Origin of the sequence: Loktanella sp. DSM 29012 (assembly GCF_900110705.1) — a bacterium.
GTDB classification, from domain to species: Bacteria; Pseudomonadota; Alphaproteobacteria; order Rhodobacterales; family Rhodobacteraceae; genus Loktanella; species Loktanella gaetbuli.
In genome coordinates, this window is record NZ_FOEJ01000001.1 from 892,573 (window position 1) to 917,605 (window position 25,033).

A 25,033-nucleotide genomic window follows, 5' to 3' on the forward strand; every position below is an offset into this window, starting at 1 on the left:
CCGGATCAGATCAGCGCCTCGGCCAGGGCGACAAACAGCGGGATGCTGAGGATTGCGACGGGTGTTCCCAGTCCTGTTGACGTGCCGAGGTAGGCCGATGCGTTCGCCTCTGGCAGGGCGGCCCGGATTGTGGGCGGGCCCGAAATGTCCGAACTGGATGCTGCCATCACGGACAAAAGCACCACGCCGCCTGCGCTGAAACCCGTGAGTTCGTGCGCCACAAGGCCAACCCCGAACCCGATGAGGCCGTGGATGAAGGGGGCGGTCACGCCGTAGAGGATATAGGTATGGGCAACCTTGCGCAGTTCCGACAGCCGTGACCAGGCCTCCATCCCCATGATGAGCATCAGAATCGACAACAGGCCTTTGAACAGAGGCTCGTAGAAGCTGTGATAGACGGTTTCAGGCTGTGCAAATGCCCCCAGCACAAGGCCCGCGATCAAGGCCGAGATGGCAGGGCTTTGAAAGGTATCAACGAGGATGTCGCGGACCATGCCGCCGTTGGTGCCCGCGTTGCCCGGCTTGGCGGTTGGTCCGCCCGCGATCACACCTGCGCCGCCGCTGACGGTGACAGCCCGCCGCGCGGCCGCGAGTTTCGCCATGGTGATCGCGGTCACGAGTGCTGCGATATCCATGAACGGATAGAGCGCCCCGATGAAGCCTTCGTAGGCCATCCCGTTGTCGTCGAGGATCGCCATCCCCGCCGCGAGCGTCGAGGCAGAGACTGCGCCGAACAGGCCCGCTGTTGCCAACCCGTCGACCTGCGATACCCCCCGGTGACGCGCCAGCGTGACGCTGCCGATCAGCACGATGACGATGCCGACCGCCGTGGCCCCGAGGGCAGGCACGATCAGGTCGATCAGGTTCGCGCTGCGGACCGAAATGCCCGCACCCATCCCGACCTTGAGCAGCAGCAGGATCACGATGAACTTGTACACTGGTTCGGGGATTTCAAAGCGGCTGCCAAGAGCCGCGAGCATCATGCCCGCGATCAGAAACGAGAGTGTCGGTTGTTGAAATTGGTCGAGGATCGTCGTGCCGATCATGATGATGGTGTCCATGGCGCTCTCCTTGTTTGGCTGCAGGGGAATTACGGCGCTGAAACGATAAATAAAAATATAGATTTTCGATCCATTCATTCTGTAAAGAAGAACGATGGAGCGTTTGAATTATCATCACCTGCGATATTTCCACGAGGTCGCTGTCACGGGGCATCTAGGACGGGCCGCGGACCGTCTGAATGTGGCGCAATCGGCGCTGTCATCGCAGATCAGGCAGCTGGAGGACCGTCTGGGACTGGCCCTGTTCGACAGGGTGGGGCGCACGCTTGTGTTGACCGAGGCAGGGCGCATCGCGTTGGACCATGCTGACCGGATCTTTGGCGCGGGGGATGAATTGCTGGCGGTACTGCGGCAGACCAGTGACGCGCGGCCACCGCTGCGGGTGGGGGCGCAATCCACGTTGTCGCGCAATTTCCAGCTGCAATTCCTGGCCCCGTTGCTGGGGGATGCCGGACGATCGTTTACCCTGAAATCGGGCAGTCATGGCACCTTGCTGGGCGACCTTGCGGGATTGGCGCTGGACGTGGTGTTGACCACCCAGGTACCGGGTGAGTCGGGATTCGCAGCGCAGCGCATCGCCGAACAACCCGTCTTGCTGCATGGCCAGCCTGCGTGGATGGATCATCGGTCGTTGGCCGCCCTGCTGGAACATGCCCCCATGATCCTGCCCACCGAAAGCGTGATCCGCGCGGGGTTCGAAAATCTGTGCGCGCGTCTGGGGGTCACGCCGCAGATCGCCGCACTGGTGGACGACATGGCCATGGTGCGCCTGCTGGCGCGCGAAGGCGTGGGTGTCGCCGTTGCCCCATCGGTCGTCGTGGCGGACGAAATCGCGGGTGGCACGCTGATGACTGCGCCCTTTGACCTCGGCATCATCGAGCCGTTTTTCGCGGTGACGCTGCCGCGCAAGTTTCCGCATCCCGATCTGGCGGATTTGTTGGCGCGGCATCACGCGGGTTGATACCTCTCGCCAATCCGTGCAGGCGGAGTTAAATCTGCGGCATGCGTATTGTCAAACTGACCGATGCCCGCACGTTGCCGTTCTGGCGCAGGCCCTTTTTCCTCTTGTTTCTGATGGCCATGGCCATGCCTGTCGCGTTTTCGACGTGGTCGGCGCTGCTGAACAATTTCGTGGTCGAGGTCGCGGGGTTCGATGGCGCGGATATCGGGCTGCTGCATACGGTACGTGAAATACCGGGATTTTTCGCCATTGGTGTGATTGCGCTGATCATGGTCATGCGCGAACAGGTGCTGGGGCTGGTCGCATTGTTGTTGCTGGGGGTGTCGACGGCGGTCACGGCGTGGTTCCCGCAGATGGGTGGGATCCTGACGATCACGATGCTGTCCAGCATCGGGTTCCATTACTTTGAAACGGTGAACCAGTCGCTGCAACTTCAATGGATCGACAAGGCGCGTGCGCCGCAGATGCTGGGCTGGATCATGGCGGCGGGGTCGGGGGCGACGCTGGTGGCCTATGTGGCGATCGTGATGACCTGGCAGACGTTGGGGCTGTCCTACAATTTCGTCTATCTGGTGTCGGGTGGGTTCTGTGCGGCGGTCGCGGTTTTCGCGCTGTTTGCCTATCCACAGTTCGAGGCCCCGCACCCGCAGTTGAAAACCTTTGTCCTGCGCAAACGCTACTGGCTGTATTACGCGTTGCAGTTCATGGCCGGTGCGCGGCGACAGATCTTTGTCGTTTTTGCGGGTTTCATGATGGTCGAACGTTTCGGGTTCGACGTGCATCAGGTCACGTCGCTGTTTCTGATCACGCTGGTGGTCAACATGCTGATCGCACCGCTGTTGGGGCGGATCGTGGCGGTGTTCGGTGAACAGCGCGCGTTATTGTTCGAATACATTGGCCTTGTTTGCGTGTTCCTGGCCTATGGCGGGGTCTATTTCTTTGGCTGGGGCGTGGCTGTCGCGGCGTCGCTCTATGTCATCGACCACATCTTTTTCGGGTTGGCGCTGGCGTTGAAGACCTATTTTCAGAAAATCGCGGACCCGGCGGATATCGCGCCGACGGCCGCCGTGGCGTTCACGATCAATCATATCGCGGCCGTATTCCTGCCGGTGCTGCTGGGGCTGTTGTGGCTGGTGTCACCGGGTGCGGTGTTCGGTCTGGCGGCGGGCATGGCGGGTGTGTCGGTCTGTCTGGCCCTGCTGATCCCGCGCCATCCCGTGCCGGGCCACGAGACGCGGCTGGTGGGATATGCCGCGCCGCAAGCCAGCTGAGACATCTGGAAAAGCAGCCGATCCCACCTATATTGAGGCCATCCAGAACAGGAGAGTTCCCCCATGTTTTTCATGTCCCGCGCCAAGTCCGAGATGGTCAGCCCCGAAAATGCCCTGCCGGGGCGCGATCAGCCGATCCCGACCGACACGACCCATCACGTGCTGGGTACCGACATCAAGGATGTGCCCGCAGGCATGGACATCGCCGTGTTCGGCATGGGGTGTTTCTGGGGTGTGGAACGCATGTTCTGGAAACTGGACGGCGTCTATTCCACCTCCGTCGGCTATGCCGGGGGGTACACGCCGAATGCCACCTACGAAGAAGTCTGCAGTGGCAAGACCGGCCACAACGAGGTCGTGCGCGTGGTCTACGACCCCAGCAGGATCAGCTATGACGACTTGTTGCAGGTGTTCTGGGAAGGCCATGATCCGACCCAGGGCATGCGCCAGGGGAATGATGCTGGCACGCAATACCGGTCGGGCATTTATGTTGCGAATGCCGATCAGCGTGCCGCGGCTGAACGGACCAAGGCGGATTTCCAGCCGCGTCTGACGCAGGCGGGTTACGGTGAGATCACGACCGAAATCGTGGACATGCCGGAGTTCTATTTTGCCGAAGGTTACCACCAGCAGTATCTGTCCAAGAACCCCAATGGCTATTGCGGGATTGGCGGTACAGGGGTGACCTGTCCGATCGGCACTGCTGCCTGACACTGGCAAATTCTGACGGTCGCTTTGACACCGGGCCCTTGGGTCCGGTGTTTTTGTTTGGTCGGTGGGCGCGGAGCGCTTTACTTGATCCAATGCGCTGCCACTGGCGATTTTTCGTGAACCGCGCTAGCGGTGGCGCAAAGGAGACCCGCGATGACAACCTGGACCGCATTGACCACCACAAACGGCCGTGCACCGGCCGAAGACCTGGCCGAACGGCTGGAACACCTTGACCCCGAAGCCACAGGCATCGGTGTGTTCGAGGTCGAGGATGGATCGGGCCTGTTCGAGGTGGCCGCCTATTTCACGGACCCTCCGGACGCGGTGCAACTGGCCGTGCTGGCGAAAATCGCAGGGGCTGCGGATTTCAACATCTCTGAAGTGCCGGACGAAGATTGGGTGGCCAAGGTGCGCCGCGATCTGCCGCCCGTCGCTGCGGGCCGGTTTTTCGTCTACGGTAGTCACGATGCCGACAAGGTGCCCGATGACAAGATCGCGCTGCTGATCGAGGCGGCGATGGCGTTCGGCACAGGGCATCACGGCACGACACTGGGGTGTTTGCTGGCCTTTGACAGATTGGTCGACCAAGGTTTTGTGCCGCAGAATGCGGTGGATATCGGTGCGGGCACGGCCGTGCTGGCGATGGCTGCGGCCCACATCAGCCCCAACCGGGTGATCGCCACGGATATTGACCCGACAGCCGTCGAAGTAAGCATCGCCAACACGGTCGCCAATGGTCTGGAAGGGCGGATCGACAGCATCGTCGCCGCTGGTTTCGATGCGGCCGCGCTGGATGAGGCTGCCCCGTTTGATCTGGTCTTTGCCAACATTCTGAAGGGACCGCTGGTGGCAATGGCCCCTGCGATGTTCCGCGCCACAGCGCCGGGTGGCTATGCCATATTGTCGGGCATTCTGAATGAACAGGCCGACAGTGTCGCGGCTGTTTATGTCGGCGCTGGATACAATGAGGAGCAAAGGGACAGCATTGGTGACTGGACGACGATAACGCTCTGCAAATAAGGCGGAAAAACGGCTTATTTGGGCGTTTCTCTTGCCCGTATTATGGCACGGGGGCTAATGTGCCTGCGAACGGGTGGGGATCTGGGGAATAGTGCAATGAGTCTGTCAAAAGGCGGCCTTGGCCGCAGCCAAAGTGTTTTATACACCAACCGTCGCCGGTTGAGCCACGGCAAGACGTTTACCATCGACGGCAACAATCTGATCGTCGCGCAACCCGTTGGGTACAGGCCGGCGTTCCCGTGGCGTGGTGTGATGCTGATCCTTGTCTGCTGTTTCAGCATGAAGGCATTTGTCATGGGGATCATGAGCGATGCCGACTATGCCGCGCGGCTGGAACAGTTGAACGAGGGTGTTCAGATCGAACGGGTTGCGGCGTGGATGATGCAACCTGATCCGGTGTCCAGCGCGATTGCCGGATTGTGGGCACCGTCCCGGCACTGAGGGGCGAGGGCCTGTCAGGCGGCAAGATGTGACGCGACCGTGTCGGGACATGGTCACGTCGTTTTTATTTCGGCTTAGCGGTAGGTGCCACGGGCAACAGCGTCGATGTCGGCGCGGGTCAGGCCCAGGTCGTCCAGCTCTCTTGCGGTCAGGCCGGACAGGGCCTTGCGGGTGACGCGGGCGTCATTCCACGCAACGATTGCGGAAAATAACGTGCCGGCAAAGCGTAGTGATCGGGGCAGGTTGAAGGTGCGGGAGTTTGAAATTACGGCCATTGGATCGTCCTGTGAGGTTTTTGCGCTGCACACATGGGCAGCGGTGAATATCATGATTGCCACGTAGTTGGGCGGTCTATGAATCAGAACCCCCGATTTTCGCATGGCCCATATGCAAAAAACGCGTGGTTCACGGCGCAGCACATGCGTGGACACACAGGTGCGGCGCTGATCTTGCTTGGTGTTTGTTCCCGCTTTGTGCTAGCCCTGTGGCCAAAGAAAACAAAAGGGGCGTGGGCATGCGGGTTTTGGGCGTCGATCCGGGGTTGCGAAACATGGGCTGGGGCATCGTCGATGTCGCCGGCAGTCGCATCACGCATGTGGCCAACGGGGTCTGTCACGGCACCGGTACCGATCTGGCAGACCGTCTGCTGGCACTGCATCTGGCGCTGACGCAGGTGATCGTGGATTACGCCCCCGATCAGGCCGCCATCGAACAGACATTCGTGAACAAGGACGCGGTCGGCACCCTGAAACTGGGGCAGGCGCGGGGGATCGCGTTGCTGGTCGTCGCACAGGCCGGGATCAAGGCGGGGGAATACGCGCCCAATGCCGTGAAAAAGGCTGTTGTCGGTGTCGGTCACGCGGCAAAGGCGCAGATCGACCACATGGTCCGGCTGCAACTGCCCGGCGTGCAACTGGCAGGCCCCGACGCGGCAGACGCGCTGGCCATCGCGATCACCCATGCCCACCATCTGCAATCGGCGGGGCATCTGTCCCGCGCCATCGCAAAGGCGGCGTCATGATTGGAAAAATCTCGGGTCGGATCGATTATCGTGGGGCGGATCACGTGCTGATCGACGTGCGTGGCGTGGGCTATGTGGTCTATGTCAGCGACCGCGTCATGGCGAGCCTGCCCGGCAACGGCGAGGCGGTGGCGCTGTATACCGACCTGCTGGTGCGTGAGGATATCCTGCAGCTCTTTGGATTCACCACGCTGGTGGAAAAGGAATGGCACCGGCTGTTGACGTCAGTGCAGGGGATCGGGGCCAAGGCGTCGCTGTCGATCCTGGGTGCGCTGGGCGCAGAGGGGGTCAGCAAGGCCATTGCACTGGGCGACTGGAACGCGCTGGCCAAGGCCAAGGGCGTGGGTCCCAAAACCGCGCAGCGCGTCGCAAACGAGCTAAAGGACAAGGCCCCCGCCGTGATGGCGATGGGCGGCGGTGACGTGGCCGTGCCCGACGACGATGCAGTGATCGAGCCGGACACCTCAGCGCGTGCACCACGCAAAGTGACGCCGCGCCAGAACCCGGCGCAGGCCGAGGCGCTGTCCGCACTGGTGAACCTGGGCTATGCGCCCGGCGATGCCGCCGGTGCGGTGATGGAGGTAATCACACCAGAGATGGCGACCGGCGATGTGATCCGCGCCGCCTTGAAGCTGTTGGCCCCAAAGGGATAGGGGTAAACCATGGAAAACCCCGACCCACTCGTCCGGCCAGAGCCGCTGCCCGAAGACGGCGACCGCGCGCTGCGCCCGCAGACGCTGGATGCCTTTATCGGTCAGGCCGAGGCGCGGTCGAACCTGAAGGTATTCATCGAAAGCGCGCGGATGCGTGGCGAGGCGATGGACCATGTGCTGTTTCACGGCCCGCCGGGGCTGGGCAAGACAACGCTGGCGCAGATCATGGCACGCGAACTGGGCGTGGGGTTTCGCATGACCTCTGGCCCGGTGCTGGCCAAGGCCGGTGATCTGGCGGCGATCCTGACGAACCTCGAACCCAAGGACGTGCTGTTCATCGATGAAATTCACCGACTGAACCCGGCGGTAGAAGAGGTGCTTTATCCTGCGCTGGAGGATTTCGCGCTGGATCTGGTGATCGGCGAGGGGCCTGCCGCGCGGACGGTGCGGATCGATCTGCAACCCTTCACGCTGGTGGGGGCCACGACCCGGATGGGCTTGCTGACGACCCCGCTGCGCGACCGGTTCGGCATTCCGGTGCGGTTGGAATTCTATTCAGTGGCGGAGTTGGACGAGATCGTGACCCGCGGCGCGCGCCTGATGGGCGCGCCTGCCACGCCGGATGGCGCACGCGAGATTGCGCGCCGTGCGCGTGGCACGCCCCGGATCGCGGGACGGCTGCTGCGCCGGGTTGTGGATTTTGCGCTGGTCGAAGGCGATGGGACCGTGGAAAAGGGGATCGCGGATCGTGCGCTGACCCGCATGGGGGTCGATGATCTGGGACTGGACAACGCCGACCGTCGTTACCTGCGGTTGATCGCGGAAAGCTATGGCGGCGGGCCGGTGGGTGTAGAGACACTATCGGCGGCCCTGTCGGAAAGCCGCGACAGCCTGGAGGATGTGATCGAACCCTACCTGTTGCAGCAGGGACTGATCCAGCGCACCCCGCGCGGGCGGATGCTGGCGCAGGCGGCATGGCGGCACCTTGGTCTGGACGTGCCCAGGGGGCAGGTGGATTTGTTCGGTTGAAAAGGTGGGCGCCTCCGGCGGGAGTATTTTGGGCAAGATGATACGAGGCGTGCGATGAACGATCTGGCTGGTTATTTTACGCGCAGCGACGGGACCTATCTGTGCGCGCGCTGGGGGCGACCCATCGTGCCGGTTGTGTTCGGTGTCGATGACGCCACGCTGTCGGTGTTCAAGGGAGCGATCGAGGCGATCGTGGCATTGGCCGGTCACAAGATGGCGGAGACGGACGGCGAGCTGGGCGCGAACCTGATGGTGTTTTTCTGCCGCGACTGGCACGAACTGTCGGACGTCCCGCATCTGGACCGTCTGGTGCCGGAGCTGGACGCGCTGGTTGCGCGGTTGCAGGCAGCTCAGGCCAATCAATACCGGATTTTCCGGTTTGATCCCGACGGCGCGGTCAAGGCGGCCTTTGTTTTCCTGCGGATGGACCAGCATCTGGAGGCGGTGCCAGCGGATACGCTGGCGCTGAGCCAGGCGGTGCAGACGATCCTGTTGTGGTCGGACACCGCATTCATGGATGCGTCGCCCTTGGCCATTCTGGACGGTGCGGCGGTGGTCCGACCCGAGGTGGCGCAGGTGATCCGGGCGGCCTATGATCCGGTGATGCCCGTGGTGGCCCATGATCCGGCCCATGCGCTGCGGTTGGCGGCACGCGTGGGAAAGATGCAATGACCCATCAGTTACCTGTCCGCGTCTATTACGAAGACACCGATATGGGCGGCATCGTCTATTACGCCAATTACCTCAAATACATCGAGCGTGCGCGGTCCGAGATGGTCGAGGATTTGGGCATGAACCAGATCGCGATGCGCGATGCGGGGATCGTGTTCGTGGTCACCCGCGTGGTGGCGGATTACGTCAGCCCGGCGCGGCTTGATGATCGTCTGACGGTGGTGACGACGCATCATGCGCAAAGCCCGGTCCGCTGGGTGTTCGATCAAGAGGTGCGGCGCGGCGACGATCTGTTGTTTCGCGCCGAGGTCACGGCGGTCTGCATGACGCTGGACGGCAAACCGACCCGGTTGCCAAAGGCGTTGCGTGGTCAGGTCTCGGCCAAGCGGTGACTGCGGTCGTAGCCGCGTCGAAACAGAACCGCGGCCAGTGGCAGGGTCCAGAGATACGTGCCGCCGAATGCGATTTTTTCAAAGATCCCGTCGATACTGTCGGGGGTCAGTTTGAACAGCGCTGCAAAGACGAACCAGACGACCCCGGCCGCGACGAAAGACCACCGCAGGCCGCGATGCAGCTCACCTATGGCTGTCGCCATGAACAGCGGCCCCACCAGAAAGAGGGGGGCCAGTATGAAGCTGAGCTGGGTGTGCACGGCCATGCCGTCACCCTCGGCGGTGCGGCCAAAGGCATCCCACAACCCCAGCATGACCACGACCAGTGCTGCCAGTGACAGGGCCAGGATGCCCAGTGACCAACCGGTCCGCCCCAGGTGGGCGTGGGCCGCACCGATAGCCAGCGCCATCAGGCCCGCTGCGGCAGCATAGAACCCGAAATCCATGATGAAGCGGTCTGGCCCGCGCGCGAGATCGGAAATGGAATCGGCGATGAAATCGTGATTACCAGCCGCGATGTCCGCCCAGACGATGGTGAAGAGTGGGACGATGCTGCCGATGAGGCCGACAAATCCGCAGACCATCAGCAGTTCGGGGCGTTCACGGGCGACGATCTGCCCGCTGGCGTCGTGGTCGCCGTCAGTCCGGTCCATCATCGCTGTATCCCCCTTGCGGGGATAACGGTCGCGTGAGGCAATGGTTCCCGAGACGCACGTGAATTGCCCCGCCGGATGATGCCGGCGGGGCCTGTAGTATCAGCCGATGATCGCGTTCAGCGCCGCAGAGGGACGCATGACGGCCGCCGTCTTGGCCGGATCTGTGTGGTAATAGCCGCCGATGTCGGCGGGCTGACCTTGGGCTGCGGCCAGATCTGCGGTGATCTGTGCCTCGGCATCAGACAGTGCCTGCGCGATAGGGGCGAAGGTGGCTGCCAGTTCCACGTCGTCGGTCTGTGCTGCAAGCGCCTGCGCCCAATACAGCGCAAAGTAATAGTGGCTGTCGCGGTTGTCGGGCTGACCGACCTTGCGGCCCGGCGATTTGTCGTGGTCCAGAATGCCCTGGGTTGCGGCATCGACGGCACGGCCCAGCACCATGGCCTTGGGGTTGTTCTTGACCTGTGCCAGGAATTTCAGGCTTTCGCCAAGGGCGCAGAATTCACCCAGGCTGTCCCAGCGCAGGTGGTTTTCCTCGACCAGTTGCTGGACGTGTTTGGGTGCGGAACCACCGGCGCCAGTTTCAAACAGGCCGCCGCCCTGCATCAGTTTGACGATGGACAGCATCTTGGCCGAGGTGCCCAGCTCCAGGATTGGGAACAGGTCGGTCAGGTAGTCGCGCAGCACGTTGCCGGTGATGGCGATGGAGTTTTCACCCTTGCGGATGGTGTCGAAGGATAGCGCCGTCGCCTCGCGCGGGGCGAGGATCTGGAATTTGTCGGCGACACCGGCCTTGTCCAGCAGGGGACGGACGTATTTCAGCAGTTCGGCGTCGTGGGCACGGTCCTCGTCCAGCCAGAACACGGCCTGACAGTTTTCCAGCGCCTGACGGTCGATGGCCAGCTGGACCCAGTCCTCGATCGGGGCCTGCCGGGTCGAGGCGGACCGCCAGATGTCCCCTGCTTCGACCTCGTGTTCGTGCAGGATATCGCCGTTGTCCAGCACCATGCGGACGGTGCCGTCGGCGGGGATTTCGAACGTTGTGGGGTGGCTGCCGTATTCCTCGGCCTTTTGCGCCATCAGGCCGACGTTCTGCACGGTGCCTGCGGTAGCAGGGTCCAGCGCGCCATTGGCGATGCAGTTTTTCACGGCCTCGTCATAGACCGCGGCATAAGAGCTGTCGGGGATCACGCAGTTGGTGTCGGCCTCTTGGCCGTCGGGGCCCCAGCCCTTGCCGCCCGCACGGATCAGCGCGGGCATGGAGGCGTCGATGATGACGTCGGACGGCACATGCAGGTTGGTGATGCCCTTGTCGGAATTCACCATGTACATCGGCGGCTGGTCGGCCATGACCGCGTCGATGGCGGCCTGGATTTCAGCGCCCTTGGGCGAGGCTGCGATCGTGGACAGAACACCGCCCAGACCGGAATTCGGGTTTACACCCATTGCCGCAAGGTCATCCGCGTATGTGTCGAAGACAGGTTTCAGGAACGCCTTGACCGCGTGGCCGAAAATGATCGGGTCGGACACCTTCATCATGGTGGCCTTGAGGTGGATGGAGAACAGCGTGCCGGCGTCCTTGGTCGCGGCGATCTGGTCCAGCAGGAATGCGCCCAGCGCCTTCGCCGACATGAATGTCGCGTCGACGACGGTGCCAGCGGGGTAGCTGACTGCGTCCTTGAGGACCGTCACTGTGCCGTCCAAGGCGACGTGTTCGATCCGGGCGGTGGCGGCCTGCGCCAGCGTCGCGGATTTTTCGTTGGACCGGAAATCGTTGGCGTCCATCGTGGACACGGTGGTTTTGCTGTCGGCGGACCATGCGCCCATGCGGTGCGGGTTGGCCTGCGCATAGTTCTTCACGGCGACAGCAGCGCGGCGGTCAGAGTTGCCTTCGCGCAGGACCGGGTTCACGGCAGAACCCTTGATCGTGTCGTATTTTGCGCGGATCGCCTTTTCGGCGTCGTTGGCGGGGGATTCCGGGTAGTCGGGCAGCGCATAACCTTGCGCCTGCAATTCTTTGACGGCGGCGACCAACTGCGGGACAGAGGCCGACACGTTGGGCAGTTTGATGACATTGGCACCCGGCGTTTTCACCAGCTCGCCCAGAAAGGCCAGATCGTCGGACTGACGCTGGGCCTCGGTCAGGTGTTCGGGGAATGTCGCGATGATGCGCCCGGCCAGCGAGATATCGCGCGTGCCGACGGTGACGCCTGCCTCTGCCGCGAACCGCTGGATGATCGGCAAAAAGGATGCCGAGGCCAGCTCTGGGGCTTCGTCGACCTTGGTGTAAACGATATCGGGGTTGTCCATCGGGATCTTCCTTGCTGTTCTGCGTTGAGATTGCTTTATCCAACGCGGGCAGGCCGGTCCACCCAAACACGCGGGCCAATCGTGGCAGAGCCCTGTTGTTCCGCTTTCGTTCCTGATGTATGCGGTTGATGTTGGATATGGCCGGGACCGCTGCCATATTGGGTACAAGAGCCCGGAGGAACGATGCAGCACAGCTATTACGATTTCTTTGCCGGTGGCGGCATGGCGGGATTCGGGTTGGGGTCAGACTGGCGCTGCCTGTTCGCCAATGACATCGACGCGAAAAAGGCTGCGAGCTATCGTGCCAACCAAGCGGAGGACGCGCTGTTGCTGCGTGATGTGGCACAGGTGACGCTGGACGATTTGCCGGGGTCTGCGGATTTGGTCTGGGCGTCCTTTCCCTGTCAGGATCTGTCGCTGGCTGGCAATGGTGCGGGACTGGCGGGGAAACGCAGCGGGATGTTCCGGCCGTTCTGGCAGTTGATGCGCGATCTGCACGCGGACGGACGCGCGCCAAAGATGATCGCGCTGGAAAACGTTTATGGTGCGATTACCAGCAACGGCGGGCGTGATTTCGCAACGCTGGCGGCGGCGTTTTCGGAGCTGGGTTACAGATTTGGCGCGGTCGTCGTGGATGCGGTGCATTTTTTACCGCAGTCCCGGCCCCGGTTTTTCATGGTGGGTGTGCGCGGTGATCTGACGATCCCCGATGCATTGGTCGCTGACGGGCCAAGCACGCTGTGGCACCCGCCCGCGTTGGTCGAGGGGTGTCGTCTGCTGTCGCAGACGGCCGCCGGGCGCTGGCAATGGTGGAACCTGCCGACGCCGCCCGCGCGCACCATCGCCCTGTCGGACCTGATCGATGACCAGCCGACCGGCGTGGATTGGCACAGTGCTGCCGAAACGCAGAAACTGTTGGGCATGATGACCGACCACAACCGGGCCAAGGTCACGGCGGCGCAGGCGACGGGCGAACGGATCGTCGGCACGATCTACCGGCGCACGCGTGCTGATGCAGATGGCGTGAAACGTCAGCGGGCAGAGGTGCGGTTCGACCAGATTGCAGGGTGTCTGCGCACCCCCGCAGGGGGGTCCAGCCGTCAGACCATCATGCTGGTGCAGGGTGCGCACGTCTGGTCGCGCCTGTTGTCCAGCCGCGAGGCTGCGGCACTGATGGGGTTGCCTGCGGATTACATCCTGCCCGTACGTTACAACGATGCCTATCGGCTAGCGGGTGACGGCGTGGCCGTGCCCGTGGTCCGTCATCTGGCGCAGTCGCTGTTCACACCGGTCCTGCGGGCGAACCGGTTGGCGCTGGTGGCGTGAGCCTGTTCGACGGCGTCATGATGGGGCGCAACCCCGATGACACCAACTATCCCCCTTTTGAAACAGAAGATCTGCGCAAGAACCTTGCCACTTTTCTGTCGCAGGGATTTCAGGACCCGGTGACCGATCGGTTGCGGTCGATCGGCAGCTTCAAGTGGGGGGTTTATGCATTTTACGACTATGACGGTGAACCGATCTATGTGGGTCAGACCAAGGAAAAGGTCAGCACCCGCATCCGCCGTCATCTGACCAATCAGCGCACCGATGCGGTTGCGATGTCGGTGCTGGACCCGTTCGAGGTTTATTCAGTCGAGGTCTGGCCATTACCGCAGTTCCAGAAAACCGGGGCAGGGGACAGTGCGGCGCGGGCGCATCTGGATGCACTTGAAAACCTTGTCTACCAGCAGGCCATCACAGAGAGCGTCTTTGGCGCGGTTCTCAATGAAAAGGACCCGCCGCAGCCCAGTGTCGCCGTGACCAAACCTGCGTCATTCCGCGGCGTGCTTGTCTCTGATGCCGTGCACCGCATCCGGTCGCACCCTGATTTTCGTATCGCGCGCCGCGCCCTGATCCTGTCGCGGTTGGCGCAGGTCATTTCCGAACGCAAGGTGCAGGGCGGTCTGCGTCGTGTTCTGCTGACGCAGGCGAAACGGCTGCAATGGTTGGCGGACCGCCGCTATGGCGCATTGGGTGGTGCCGAGAGCGTCCTGTCAGGTGAAGACGACGACGATTGACCGGATGATCCGCGCGTCGCAGCGCGTTTGAGACACCCCGTTTGGGGCCGCCAGGACGGCTTTTTCGTCCGGGCCAGAAGTATTGCACCTCTGGTGCACGTGTTTCCGATAGATGCAGCCACGTTATTTGTGCATCCATGCGGCACGTCGGACTGCGGTCACGCCGATGATACATGGACCGCCTAGGTCGGCAGGCGCTGGCAAAGGAGTCCTTGTGCGTAGAAAATTCGGGGCAGATCAGGGTGGGCCGGGGCACCTGCAGGGAAACCCCAGAGAGGTCTTTGCCACATTTCTGAAGCTGGGCCTGACGTCGTTTGGCGGGCCAATCGCGCATCTTGGCTATTTTCGCGAAGAACTGGTGATCCGGCGAAAGTGGTTGTCGGACAGTGCCTATGCTGAACTGGTCGCCTTGTGTCAGTTTTTGCCCGGTCCGGCCTCGTCGCAGGTGGGGTTTGCTATCGGTTTGCTGCGCGCGGGATGGCTGGGCGCGCTGGCCGCTTTTGCCGCGTTTACCTTGCCTTCGGCGGTGGTCCTGTTCGGTTTTGCCATGACCGCAACGCGGATTTCGGGTCCGATCGGAACAGGGGTCCTGCATGGGCTGAAGATCGTCGCGGTGGCCATCGTGGCACAGGCGGTCTGGGGGATGGCGCGGAACCTCTGCCCTGACCGCGAACGCGCGGGGATTGCGGTCTTGGCGGTTGTGATTCTGAACATTTTGCCGGGCACGCCGGGGATGATGAGCGCGATCACCGTGGGGGCGCTACTTGGCCTTGCGTTGGGGCGGGGCATCGGCGCGTCTATTGGCAGTGACGTGATCGGGCCGGTGTCGCGCGGTGTCGCGGGCCTCGCGTTGTTCACCTTCGTGGCGCTGCTGGTTTGCTTGCCGCTGGTTGCGGGGCTGGGGCAGGGGCTGGCGATCCTGGACAGTTTTTATCGCGCTGGGGCGCTGGTCTTTGGCGGTGGGCATGTGGTGCTCCCGTTGTTGGAAGCTGAGGTGGTGCAACCGGGATGGGTGACGCCTGACGCTTTTCTTGCGGGCTATGGTGCGGCGCAGGCGGTGCCAGGGCCGCTGTTCACGGTCGCAACCTACCTGGGAGGGGCTGCACATGGGTTGGCAGGGGCTGTCATCGCGATCTTTGCAATATTCCTACCGGGATTTCTGGTTCTGATCGGTGTTCTGCCGTTCTGGGACCGCTTTCGGTCCATGGCCCGGGTCCAGTCGCTGATGCAGGGCGCGAATGCTGCTGTCGTCGGTATTCTGGGTGCGGCGCTTTATTCCCCGGTCTTTACCAACGCGATCAGCGATCTGTCAGATTTTGCGCTGGCGCTCGTTTGTTTTGTGTTGCTGACAGCCTGGAAAGTACCGCCCTGGGGTGTCGTGATCGTTGCAGCACTTGGCGGGGCCGGTCTGATGCTGGTTCGTGGCTAGCGGTGTGTTTGTCTGATCCGCCCGCTGGAACGACACATGCGGGGCCGCGTGAATGTCGCGCACTGCATTCATTGCAAGCAGCCTGTCGCATCTGTGATCCGCCAAACCGGTTCGGCTGACTTGTGCTGGCCCCGCATGCATCCGATAGTCCCCCGAATACCGGCAGAACAGCCCCGGGCGCGCGACAGGACGAGGACAGGAATTGAGTAAGACGTTGAAGATCGTCGTTTCGGGCTGCATCGCCATGGTCGCGCTACTGGCCGTCGTGTTCGTCGCGCGACCCGACGGCACAAGCGGGCAGGCCTATGCGGCACCGGGGACCGGCGCGGTATCGGCGGATGAATTCCGCCAGGTTTCATTTCAGATTGTCCCGGAAATCCTCGCGGTCGTTTACCGCGCCTTTGCGGAAACGGATGAATCGCAGATCTACGACAGCCTGTCAGAGGTATCCGCGCGTGACGCGCTTGAAACGCTTTACCTTGAACGGGTGGGTGCGATGGCCGGCGGCGGTCTGGAGGCCGCGGACCAGGAATTGCACGCGATGGAACTCGAAGGTCTGACATCGCGTCAGGACGGCGAGGCATTCGACATGAACGTCACATGGCGGGTCGTCGGCACGGTCGGACATGCCACCCACCTGCATGTGCGTGGCAACACCTATTCCGCCAATCTGATGATCGAGCCGGTGGACGGCGCCTGGCGCATGACCAGTTTTGAGCTGACCGACGTGGATCGCACCGATGCCGGTGAAATGGTGGCTGCGGAATGATTGCAATCAACGATCTGACGTTTGCCTATCCGGACAGTGATTTCCGGTTGAATATCCCCAGCCTGGTGCTGGAGCCGGGCGAAAAGGTCGCCGTCGTCGGCCCCAGCGGGACCGGCAAGACGACGCTGCTGAACCTGATCGCCGGCATTGCCGTGCCGCAATCTGGCACGGTGCGACTGGGCGACGTCACCGTGTCGAACATGGGGGATGCCGACCGCCGGAGCCTGCGGGCCGGCCGCATCGGTTTCGTGTTTCAGGATTTTGCGCTGCTGGAATATCTGACCGCACGGGAAAACATCCTGTTTCCCTACCGTATCGCGGCGGGTGCAAAAATCGACGATGCCGCACGGACCCGTGCCGTTCAATTGGCGCAGTCCTGCGGGCTGGAAGGCAAGCTGGACCGCCGCCCCGGCGCATTGAGCCAGGGCGAACAGCAGCGCGTCGCCCTGTGCCGGTCGCTGATCATGAAGCCGGACCTGGTGCTGGCGGACGAGGCGACAGGTAATCTGGATCCCGCGAACAAGGTTGCCATCCTTGATCTGCTGTTTGCGCGCACGTCCGAACAGGGAGCCACATTGCTGGCTGTGACCCATGATCACGAATTGCTGCCGCGGTTCGACCGCGTCATCGACTTTGCGATATTCCGCGATGCCGGGGAACATGCCGCATGAACGCGTTTTTTCTGGCGATTTCCTACCTGCGATTTCATTGGGCGCGGTCGCTTGTCTTGATCGTGGTGACCGCGCTGATCCTGTCAGTGCCGATCATCAGTCAGGTGTTGCTGAACGGGTCGCAGACCGCATTGACCGAGAGGGCAGAAGCGACGCCGCTGGTTCTGGGCAGTCGGGGCAGCCAACTGGATCTGGCGATGAATGCGCTGTATTTTTCCGACGATCGCGCGAACCCGGTGACCATGGCGGATGCCGATGCAATCTGGGATTCGGGGCTGGGCCTGCCCATCCCGTTGAACACGGCATTTGAAACCAATGGTGCGCGGATCATCGGCACCTCGGTCGAGTATTTCGAGTTCAGGGGCCTGAATGTCGCGCAAGGCCGCCAGATCGCCCTGCTGGGTGAGGCTGTTCTGGGTGCATCCGTGGCCGAACGTCTGGGGCTGGTCCCTGGCGATACGGTTGTGTCGGCTCCGCAGAACCTGTTCGATCTGGATGGTGTCTACCCGCTGGAGCTGAACATCGTGGGAGTTCTCGCACCGACCGGCACACCCGATGACGAAGCCGTTTTCGTCGATATCAAGACGTCCTGGGTGATCGCCGGTATCGGCCACGGCCACGACGGCGTGCTGGCCGAGGGGGCGACATCCGACGATATCGTCGCCAATGCCGCGATCGTCGAATTCAACCGCATCACCGACGATAATATCGACAGTTTTCATTTTCACGGCGATCCAGCGGATTATCCGGTATCGGCGGTCGTGCTGGTTCCCAATGACGCCCGCGCAGCGACCATGCTGCGGGGGCGCTATCTGGATGCGGATAACCCCGTTCAGATCATCGTCCCGCGGGATGTGATCGGCGAACTCGTCGGGCGGATCTTTCGGATCAAATCGCTGCTGGATGCGGTGACACTGATTGTCGGCGGCGCGGCCCTGGCGGCCGTGGGTCTGGCGATTTTCCTCAGCTATCGATTGCGCGCGCGCGAAATGCAGACCGCGTTCAAGATCGGTGCCCGCAAAAGCATGATCCTGCAATTGATCGGGGCCGAAACCATTCTAATTCTGTGCATCGCGGGCGTTATCGCCATCGCACTGACGTTCGCCGTTCAGACAAACGGCAGCACCATCGTCGCCTGGTTGTTGGCGACCTGAAACCGAACAAGAAAACGGGAGTTTTGAGTAATGAAAAAGACATTCGCAGCGACAGTCGCGCTGACCGCACTGAGCGGGACGACGGCACTGGCGCACTATGGGATGATTATCCCGAACGATCCGATGATCAGCCAAGAGGACGGCCGGTCCGTGCAGCTGGAAATGTCGTTTTCGCACCCGTTCGAATTGTTGGGCATGGAACTGGTCGAACCCGTCTCCTTTACCGTGACCCATGCCGGTGAAACGACCGATCTGCTAGGTGATCTGACGGCAGCACAGATCATGGACCAACCCGGCTACACCCTTGATTATCCGCTGGAACGTCCCGGTACCTATGTTTTCGCGATGGAACCGCAGCCCTATTGGGAACCGGCCGAGGACAGCTATATCGTCCATTACACGAAAACCTACGTCAGCGCGTTCGATGATGACGAAGGCTGGGACACCGAACTGGGTCTGCGCACCGAAATCGTGCCGCTGAGCAAACCCTTTGGCCTGTGGGAAGGCAACGTGTTCCAAGGCACCGTCATGCTGGAAGGTGAGCCCGTCCCATACGCCGAGGTCGAGGTCGAGTATTACAACGAAGACGGTGAAGCATCCGTACCCAGCGAGTTGATGATCACGCAGACGGTCAAGGCCGATGCCAACGGTGTGTTCACCTATGCGGCGCCGACCGATGGATGGTGGGGATTCGCCGCGCTGAACACCGCACCTGAAACGATGGCGTTTGAGGGCGAAGAGAAGGCCGTCGAACTGGGTGCCGTGATCTGGGTCGAATTCGAAGAATGGGACGACTGATGCGCCGTTTGTTCGCAGCACTGGCGGTGGTTGCTTTTGCAACCGCCGCACAGGCCCATAATCTGAATGTATTCGCATTCGTCGAGGACGGAACGGTCGTTGTCGAAACCAAGTTTTCGACCGGCAAGATCCCGGTATCCGGCGAGGTGCGCGTTTTGAACGCGGCATCAGAGGTGGTCCTGACATTGCCGTTGCAAGAGGACGGAACGGTCCGGTTTCCGCTGGATCCCGATGCCGCGTCGGGTGGCCTGACCATCGAAGTCATGACCGGCGAAGGCCACGACGATTACTGGATACTGACGCCAGAAGACATCGCAAACGGATCCGGAAGCTGACTTTATGACTTTGACCCGCCGCGCCGTGCTAGCCCTGATCATGTCGACCGCCGCCCTGCCTGTCGCGGCGCAGGATCGTCCGGTCGTCGCAACCGATAACTATCCGCTGGCCTATTTCGCGGAACGCCTTGGCGGGGGGGGCGTGGACGTGCTGTTCACGGTGCCCGGCGATGTCGATCCGTCATTCTGGCGGCCGGGAATCGCGGATATCACCGCCATTCAGGCAGCTGATGTCATTGCGCTGAACGGAGCGGGTTTTTCCACCTGGCCGACCAAGGCCTCGCTGCCGCGATCACGCACATTCGATACCACGGCGGGACTGTCGGATCGCTTGATCCAGACCGATACGGTAACGCATTCGCACGGGGACGATGGCGAACATTCGCACGAGGCGACGGCGAACTATGTCTGGCTCGATTTCGAACTGGCGCAACAGCAGGCAGCGGCCATTGCCGAGGCGATAACGCGACAGGTGCCGGACCTGGCCGATGCGATCGCGTCCAGTCGTGACGACCTGATGTCTGACTTGGCGGCGCTCGACGCACAAGGGCGTGCAATCGGCGACATGGTGGATCTGCCGCCCGTCGTCGCGTCGCATCCCCGCTATCAATATCTTGGCGCGGCCTATGGGCTGGATATCTCGGCCGTGGAATGGGATGCGAATGCAGACCCGACCGCAGATCAATGGGCGGCACTTGCGGCGCTGGTGGCGCAGACGGGCGCACAGGTGTTCATCTGGGAAGCAGAACCGGCCCCTGGATCGCGTGCGCGCATGGCAGAGATCGGTCTGACGGATGTGGTGTTCCCACCGCTTGCCAATCGACCCGCCGAGGGCGATTTCTTGTCCGTCATGCAGGCGTCACTCACGACATTGTCCGAGGCATTCAAAGGGCTTTGACCTGATAGGTCGGATGGGATGGCCAATAGCGGAAATTGATCGGATCGGCAGACGATCCTCACGCACCCATGCGTGCGCTAAAATATCATAACGTGACTGGATCAGTGCTGCCCCAGAGGCATGTCGCGGGGCGGCCAGTGCCGATCCCCTGATGCGATGCCAAAATCCTGACGAGCCCGTTGCGTTCAGCTGAGCGCGCCATAATTCCCAGCTGCCCAGAATGTTTTGCTAAACCGCATTGAACGCGGCTCGGGGGGGGGAATGTGGAAGAGTTGGCTCCGACGGTAGGGATCGAACCTACGACCAATTGATTAACAGTCAAAATTCAGTCCCAAACAGTCCCTAACTTTGTAAAACTATCATCGGTCATTATGGCCTAAATTTTAAAGCTAAAAACTCACTTCTTGCTAACGCTCCATAACGCGGGGTAACAGTTTCTAACGGGCTCATCCGTTACCCCTGTGTTACCCCGGGAGACAAATTGATCATGGCAAGAGCTCTGACATCCAAGGCCGTGGAGGCTATGAAATCCGATCCAACCCGCCGGCTGGAGATCGCAGACCCTGCACTTTCAGGGCTCTATCTTGTGATTCAGCCGAGCGGGGCGAAGAGCTGGGCGCTGCGCTATAGATGGGCTGGTAAGTCGGCAAAGCTAACCTTGGGTAAGTGGCCCCTCTTGGGGGTGGCAGACGCGCGGGCTGCGGCATCGGAGGCGATCGATAAGGTAGATCACGGCCGAGATCCGTCTGCGGACAAGAAGGCCACCAAGGCAGCGCGCCTAGACGCCCAGCTGTCGGAGCGCGACAAGGTGAAAACGCTGGTCGACCAATATGACCAGCGCCACTTGATTGGTCTAAAGAGCGGTCGAACGGTGCGGCGCGAGTTGGATCGTCATGTCCTTGCTGTCTGGGGCGACCGTGACATTCACGAGATCCAGCGCCGCGACGTGATCGACCTATTGGACGGCATCGCAGACTCTGGGCGGATTGTTACCGCCAATAGGGTCCGAGCCTATCTAAATACGTTTTTCGCCTGGTGCGTTGAACGGGACATTCTTGCTGGTAGTCCGGCGACGGGCGTGAAGCCGGTTGCCAAAGAGATCAGCCGCGACCGTGTCCTAAGCGACACCGAGATCCGCTGGTTTTGGGAAGCCTGCGAGAATGCAGGTCAGCCTTGGGGACCGCTGGGAAAACTGCTCCTGCTGACAGGTCAGCGTCTCTCCGAGATCGCCGGAATGACAGATTCCGAGATCTATGATGCCACCCTGCATCTTGGGGCTTTACGAACAAAAAACGGCCGTGCGCATGACGTCCCGCTTTCGAAGGCAGCAATGGATGTCCTGTCGAGCATGGTGCAGATTGAAGGGCAAGCAGGGCTTTATCATACCACAAACGGAGAAACGCCACTGAGTGGGTTTCACAAGGGCCGCAACCGTTTGGCCGATGGCATGAGGGCCATAGCGCGTGAAGATGCCGGAGAGCCGACGGAGATCCCGCACTGGACATTTCACGACCTCCGGCGAACGGCTGCCACTGGAATGGCCCGTCTAGGCATCCCTGTCCGGGTTACGGAGGCGGTGCTGAACCACGCAAGCGGCACTGGCGGGGGGATCGTGGCTGTCTATCAGAGGCACGACTACGCCAACGAGAAGCGAAATGCGCTCGATGCTTGGAGCCAATTTGTATTGGCTCTCGTCGGTAGCGCTGAAGATAGCTTGGTCATTCAAAAGGTGCGAGGATGAACTACGACGAGTTTGTTCGGCGCTGGGATAGGCATGGTGTGAAGGATGACCCGCTTGTGCAAGTTATTTCAAAGCACACCCAAGCCGAAGGTGCCGAAGCTGGTTGGTGGGCCAGTCGAATCCACTCTCACGCGTTCATGTTCGGCTACGAGGTTTATAGCCGATCGAAGGATATAAATGCTCTCGTGACTCTAGATCGAGCGGTTAGAGATATTCAAAAGGTACTTGATGATGATGCAATGACAAGTCTTGCTTTTAAACAGCTCTTGTCAGAGCTAGGAATAATCTATGAAGAAGAAATATTAAAGCACCGTCACATTGAGACCGTTCATGATGGCGATGAAGATTCTCTCTCAAATGCAGGGGGTGACTTCACGCACGACATGAGACTGCTTTATCTTCTGGAGGAGCGAGCTAATTCAATTAGAACTGGAATTAAAAGAACAATTTCTTTCATTGAAGAGTCACCGTTAGAAAGGGTCTCTGCGTCGAAAATTAATGAGCGGGGTATTTCGCTTGTTGATGCGGCGCGTTTCATATGGTGCCTTGCGACGGATAAAGAAGCGCCGTCAAAAGACTTGAATCCCGCATCTAAATTCGGAGAGTTTTTGGCTGACGTTTTTGCAGCAATAGGGGAGACTACTGATCCTAGATCGACCTTTCGAGCCTGGGCGCGTGAGCGAGGCGACTGGTCCCTAGATCCTCCAGAATAACTGTGCCACCATGGGACGACTTTGAGGTTTTAACTTCATTAGAAAGAGGCCTAACGTTTAATAACGAGAGGTCTAAAAATGCAACGAAAGTTAATATCGTCGTTCGCAGTTCGAGAGCTTTGCGGCGGCGTTTCCAACATGACAATCTGGCGCTGGCTGCAAGATCCAGACATGAACTTTCCAAAGCCAATCAAAATTGGAAGACGGAACTACTGGCGCGAGGCAGATATGATTGTCTGGCTCGATCAGCAAGTGTCGGCAACCTGATCATGGCTGAACGCATAAAAGGCGTCGCCCTTTCGGCAAAGGGAACGGCGTCTAACGACTCGAAAGCGGCTAACCTCCACTCAATGAACTGCCTCAATCAGCAAGCAGGGGCAACCTGTGTTTCCCACCTGAAAAAATGCCAGAAAAGTTCGCTAGAAGCTCGTAATTGTCTAGGGTCCTGTGGCGTGTCAGGCATTTTTGCACACGCCCGCCCGGCGCACCAGACCGTCGCCAAGTCGATATGCTATGCGCTGACCCTCGAACACGCCGACGGTTGGCATGCATTGCCGGTCATCCTGCGGGCGCGGCTGAATGAACGTGAACGCGGGGCGTTGGCCTGCGTCGCATTACGAGCAATGGACGGCAGCAACGCGGCGTTCGTCGCGGACCTCTTCACCGACAGCGCGGGAATGCCTGCCATGCCGATGGTGAGCAAGATGGAGGAGGCCTCTTTTTGGGCCGATATGGCGACCACCTTGGAGCTTGAGGCTTATTGCTTCGCCACGTTCCGGCGCATGGCGCCTGACCGTCAGGCTGCGTTCCTCAACTTCATCCAAAGGGGGGCCGCGGCGTGACCTCAGGATTCAACGACGTTCGTGTCAGCGATAATAAGCCTCTGGCAATGGTTAAATCGAAAGTCCCGCAGCGTGACCCTTCGGACTTCAATAACACACAGCAAGGTAGGGATAGCTTCAAGCGGATGGCACAACTGGACAGCGCGTTTCAATCTGCATTTCTGCGCGCTCCAAATTCAGACCCTTTGCTACTACCGACCAACTACGTTTGGCGCGATCCGGCGCTGATCCCGCCGCGACCGTGGATTTACGGCAGTCACCTGCTGCGGAGACAAGCGTCTGTCACGGTCGCACCCGGCGGGCTTGGCAAGTCGTCCCTTTCGATTGTCGAGGGGTTGGCTATGGTCACAGGCCGAGACCTGCTGGGCGATAACGTCCACGACGGACCTAAGTCGGTCTGGCTGTTTAACCTCGAAGATCCGCTTGACGAACTCGAGCGCCGGATCGCCGCGGCGATGCAGCTTCACGGCATCTTAGGGAGCGAACTGGGCACACGTCTGCACATCGATAGCGGTCGCGATAGGCCGCTTTGCACGGCGATCCAAACCCGGAACGGCGCACAGATCATCGAACCAGTCTTTGAAGATCTGGCGCGGCAAATCCGGGGTCGCAAGATTGACGTGCTGGTGGTCGATCCTTTCGTATCGTCGCACCGAGTCAGCGAAAACGACAACGGCGCAATCGACCTTGTGGCGAAAAAGTGGGCCAAACTGGCGGACGAATGCAACTGCGCAATCGAACTTATCCACCACACTCGCAAGACGAACGGCGAAGAGGCAACGACCGAGGCCGCTAGGGGGGCATCGGCACTTTTGTCAGTTGCAAGGTCCGGTCGTGTCCTCAACCGCATGACAAGCTACGAACGCGAATCTGCAGGCATCCCTGTGGATGACCTGTCCACCTACTTTGCAGTTACCCGCGACAAGGCCAACTTGGCACCCGCTGGGCTGCGGCAATGGCGGCATATGGCATCTGTCCACCTTGCTAATGGCGACGACGTCGGCGTGGCTGAGGCATGGAAATGGCCCGACACCTTCGACGGTCTCACGGTGAAGGACTTATTGTCAGTTCAGAACGCAATCGATGGAAAACTGCCGCGCTACTCTCACCAAGCTGGCGGCGACTGGGTAGGCGTGATTGTGGCGGACGTGCTGGGTCTGCATGCTATAACTGACCGCAAGCGGATAAAGAAAATCATTGAAACTTGGATCCAAACTGGGGCGCTCGTGAAGGTTATGTGCGATGACAAAAAACGCATGAAGAGACCATGCCTTAAGGTGGGCGATTGGGCCGCCGAACGATCTGCCACACCACCCTACAAACATGGTGGGGCAAAGTGAGGCAAGCGCGAGTTGAGAAAGGTGCCACACCACCACCACCCCCTATGGGGGCGGTGGGTGGTAGTGGGGCGGCACACCTTGGCCGTAA

The 25,033-nt window shown here is 60.8% G+C and carries 27 protein-coding genes and 1 tRNA gene; 23 read left to right on the plus strand and 5 right to left on the minus strand.

Annotated features, from left to right (window positions below; all coding sequences use genetic code 11):
• Positions 1 to 5: 5 nt before the first annotated feature.
• Positions 6 to 1,061 carry a sodium-dependent bicarbonate transport family permease gene (locus BMX27_RS04445; RefSeq protein ID WP_090158636.1) on the minus strand — a complete coding sequence of 352 codons (1,056 nt, stop codon included), beginning with the start codon at positions 1,059 to 1,061 and terminating at the stop codon, positions 6 to 8.
• Between the two features lie 94 nt (positions 1,062 to 1,155).
• Between BMX27_RS04445 and BMX27_RS04450 the strand changes: the two genes are divergently transcribed.
• The 5 genes from BMX27_RS04450 (at position 1,156) to BMX27_RS04470 (ending at position 5,465) form a co-directional block, all read left to right on the plus strand.
• Positions 1,156 to 2,022 (plus strand): LysR family transcriptional regulator, encoded by an 867-nt coding sequence (locus tag BMX27_RS04450; protein ID WP_090158637.1) that lies wholly within the window; start codon positions 1,156 to 1,158, stop codon positions 2,020 to 2,022.
• Between the two features lie 41 nt (positions 2,023 to 2,063).
• Positions 2,064 to 3,293, plus strand: a complete 1,230-nt coding sequence (locus BMX27_RS04455; protein ID WP_090158638.1) for an MFS transporter — start codon at positions 2,064 to 2,066, stop codon at positions 3,291 to 3,293.
• 63 nt (positions 3,294 to 3,356) lie between these two features.
• Positions 3,357 to 4,004, plus strand: coding sequence for a peptide-methionine (S)-S-oxide reductase MsrA (gene msrA / locus BMX27_RS04460; RefSeq protein WP_090158639.1), 648 nt, complete (start codon positions 3,357 to 3,359; stop codon positions 4,002 to 4,004).
• A gap of 153 nt (positions 4,005 to 4,157) precedes the next feature.
• Positions 4,158 to 5,024, plus strand: a complete 867-nt coding sequence (locus BMX27_RS04465; RefSeq protein WP_090158640.1) for a 50S ribosomal protein L11 methyltransferase — start codon at positions 4,158 to 4,160, stop codon at positions 5,022 to 5,024.
• A 96-nt stretch (positions 5,025 to 5,120) separates the two neighbouring features.
• Positions 5,121 to 5,465: a hypothetical protein gene (locus tag BMX27_RS04470; RefSeq protein WP_090158641.1), complete on the plus strand. Its 345-nt coding sequence runs from the start codon at positions 5,121 to 5,123 to the stop codon at positions 5,463 to 5,465.
• Between the two features lie 74 nt (positions 5,466 to 5,539).
• Here BMX27_RS04470 and BMX27_RS04475 read toward each other — a convergent pair whose 3' ends face one another.
• Positions 5,540 to 5,740: a DUF1127 domain-containing protein gene (locus BMX27_RS04475; RefSeq protein ID WP_090158642.1), complete on the minus strand. Its 201-nt coding sequence runs from the start codon at positions 5,738 to 5,740 to the stop codon at positions 5,540 to 5,542.
• A 239-nt stretch (positions 5,741 to 5,979) separates the two neighbouring features.
• Between BMX27_RS04475 and ruvC the strand changes: the two genes are divergently transcribed.
• The 5 genes from ruvC to ybgC are packed head-to-tail and all read left to right on the plus strand — an operon-like array spanning position 5,980 to position 9,232.
• A complete protein-coding gene (gene ruvC / locus BMX27_RS04480) occupies positions 5,980 to 6,486 on the plus strand; it encodes a crossover junction endodeoxyribonuclease RuvC (RefSeq protein WP_090158643.1) in 507 nt (168 codons plus the stop codon).
• The gene (gene ruvA / locus BMX27_RS04485; RefSeq protein WP_090158644.1) at positions 6,483 to 7,139 is read left to right on the plus strand and encodes a Holliday junction branch migration protein RuvA; all 657 of its coding nucleotides are present in this window, start codon (positions 6,483 to 6,485) and stop codon (positions 7,137 to 7,139) included. Before ruvC ends, ruvA begins: the two co-directional genes overlap by 4 nt.
• Positions 7,140 to 7,148: 9 nt before the next feature.
• Positions 7,149 to 8,168 carry a Holliday junction branch migration DNA helicase RuvB gene (ruvB, locus tag BMX27_RS04490; RefSeq protein WP_090158645.1) on the plus strand — a complete coding sequence of 340 codons (1,020 nt, stop codon included), beginning with the start codon at positions 7,149 to 7,151 and terminating at the stop codon, positions 8,166 to 8,168.
• A 54-nt stretch (positions 8,169 to 8,222) separates the two neighbouring features.
• Positions 8,223 to 8,840 (plus strand): hypothetical protein, encoded by a 618-nt coding sequence (locus BMX27_RS04495; RefSeq protein WP_090158646.1) that lies wholly within the window; start codon positions 8,223 to 8,225, stop codon positions 8,838 to 8,840.
• On the plus strand, positions 8,837 to 9,232 hold the full coding sequence (ybgC, locus tag BMX27_RS04500; RefSeq protein ID WP_090158647.1) for a tol-pal system-associated acyl-CoA thioesterase: 396 nt from the start codon (positions 8,837 to 8,839) through the stop codon (positions 9,230 to 9,232). The genes BMX27_RS04495 and ybgC overlap by 4 nt, the downstream gene beginning before the upstream one ends.
• Here ybgC and BMX27_RS04505 read toward each other — a convergent pair.
• Positions 9,211 to 9,888 carry a DUF998 domain-containing protein gene (locus BMX27_RS04505; RefSeq protein ID WP_090158648.1) on the minus strand — a complete coding sequence of 226 codons (678 nt, stop codon included), beginning with the start codon at positions 9,886 to 9,888 and terminating at the stop codon, positions 9,211 to 9,213. The two genes, ybgC and BMX27_RS04505, sit on opposite strands and share 22 nt — an antisense overlap.
• A gap of 99 nt (positions 9,889 to 9,987) precedes the next feature.
• Positions 9,988 to 12,195, minus strand: coding sequence for an NADP-dependent isocitrate dehydrogenase (locus BMX27_RS04510; RefSeq protein ID WP_090158649.1), 2,208 nt, complete (start codon positions 12,193 to 12,195; stop codon positions 9,988 to 9,990).
• A 183-nt stretch (positions 12,196 to 12,378) separates the two neighbouring features.
• Here BMX27_RS04510 and BMX27_RS04515 point away from each other — a divergent pair, with 183 nt between their 5' ends.
• From BMX27_RS04515 to BMX27_RS04555, 9 genes are all read left to right on the plus strand, one after another.
• Entirely contained in the window at positions 12,379 to 13,521 is a 1,143-nt protein-coding gene (locus BMX27_RS04515) for a DNA cytosine methyltransferase (protein ID WP_090158650.1), read from the plus strand.
• Positions 13,518 to 14,255, plus strand: coding sequence for a GIY-YIG nuclease family protein (locus BMX27_RS04520; protein WP_256212391.1), 738 nt, complete (start codon positions 13,518 to 13,520; stop codon positions 14,253 to 14,255). Before BMX27_RS04515 ends, BMX27_RS04520 begins: the two co-directional genes overlap by 4 nt.
• Positions 14,256 to 14,469: 214 nt before the next feature.
• Positions 14,470 to 15,684, plus strand: a complete 1,215-nt coding sequence (gene chrA / locus BMX27_RS04525; protein ID WP_256212392.1) for a chromate efflux transporter — start codon at positions 14,470 to 14,472, stop codon at positions 15,682 to 15,684.
• Positions 15,685 to 15,886: 202 nt separating this feature from the next.
• A complete protein-coding gene (locus BMX27_RS04530) occupies positions 15,887 to 16,453 on the plus strand; it encodes a hypothetical protein (RefSeq protein WP_143056779.1) in 567 nt (188 codons plus the stop codon).
• The gene (locus tag BMX27_RS04535; RefSeq protein WP_090158653.1) at positions 16,450 to 17,124 is read left to right on the plus strand and encodes an ABC transporter ATP-binding protein; all 675 of its coding nucleotides are present in this window, start codon (positions 16,450 to 16,452) and stop codon (positions 17,122 to 17,124) included. The genes BMX27_RS04530 and BMX27_RS04535 overlap by 4 nt, the downstream gene beginning before the upstream one ends.
• A 197-nt stretch (positions 17,125 to 17,321) precedes the next feature.
• Positions 17,322 to 18,278 (plus strand): ABC transporter permease, encoded by a 957-nt coding sequence (locus BMX27_RS04540; protein WP_371260082.1) that lies wholly within the window; start codon positions 17,322 to 17,324, stop codon positions 18,276 to 18,278.
• Positions 18,279 to 18,308: 30 nt separating this feature from the next.
• The gene (locus BMX27_RS04545; protein ID WP_090158655.1) at positions 18,309 to 19,076 is read left to right on the plus strand and encodes a DUF4198 domain-containing protein; all 768 of its coding nucleotides are present in this window, start codon (positions 18,309 to 18,311) and stop codon (positions 19,074 to 19,076) included.
• Positions 19,076 to 19,411 carry a hypothetical protein gene (locus BMX27_RS04550; RefSeq protein WP_090158656.1) on the plus strand — a complete coding sequence of 112 codons (336 nt, stop codon included), beginning with the start codon at positions 19,076 to 19,078 and terminating at the stop codon, positions 19,409 to 19,411. The genes BMX27_RS04545 and BMX27_RS04550 overlap by 1 nt, the downstream gene beginning before the upstream one ends.
• A 4-nt stretch (positions 19,412 to 19,415) precedes the next feature.
• Positions 19,416 to 20,309, plus strand: coding sequence for a metal ABC transporter substrate-binding protein (locus tag BMX27_RS04555; RefSeq protein WP_090158657.1), 894 nt, complete (start codon positions 19,416 to 19,418; stop codon positions 20,307 to 20,309).
• A 273-nt stretch (positions 20,310 to 20,582) separates the two neighbouring features.
• Here the strand turns inward: BMX27_RS04555 and BMX27_RS16800 are convergent.
• Positions 20,583 to 20,676, minus strand: a tRNA-Asn gene (locus BMX27_RS16800).
• 120 nt (positions 20,677 to 20,796) lie between these two features.
• Between BMX27_RS16800 and BMX27_RS04560 the strand changes: the two genes are divergently transcribed.
• The 4 genes from BMX27_RS04560 to BMX27_RS04580 all read left to right on the plus strand — a co-directional run bounded on the left by BMX27_RS04560 (position 20,797) and on the right by BMX27_RS04580 (position 24,945).
• Positions 20,797 to 22,050, plus strand: a complete 1,254-nt coding sequence (locus BMX27_RS04560) for a tyrosine-type recombinase/integrase (protein ID WP_090158658.1) — start codon at positions 20,797 to 20,799, stop codon at positions 22,048 to 22,050.
• Entirely contained in the window at positions 22,047 to 22,763 is a 717-nt protein-coding gene (locus BMX27_RS04565; protein WP_090158659.1) for a hypothetical protein, read from the plus strand. Before BMX27_RS04560 ends, BMX27_RS04565 begins: the two co-directional genes overlap by 4 nt.
• Before the next feature lie 269 nt (positions 22,764 to 23,032).
• Positions 23,033 to 23,605, plus strand: a complete 573-nt coding sequence (locus BMX27_RS04575; protein ID WP_090158661.1) for a hypothetical protein — start codon at positions 23,033 to 23,035, stop codon at positions 23,603 to 23,605.
• Positions 23,602 to 24,945, plus strand: a complete 1,344-nt coding sequence (locus BMX27_RS04580) for an AAA family ATPase (protein ID WP_226748817.1) — start codon at positions 23,602 to 23,604, stop codon at positions 24,943 to 24,945. The genes BMX27_RS04575 and BMX27_RS04580 overlap by 4 nt, the downstream gene beginning before the upstream one ends.
• The last annotated feature ends 88 nt before the right edge of the window (positions 24,946 to 25,033 follow it).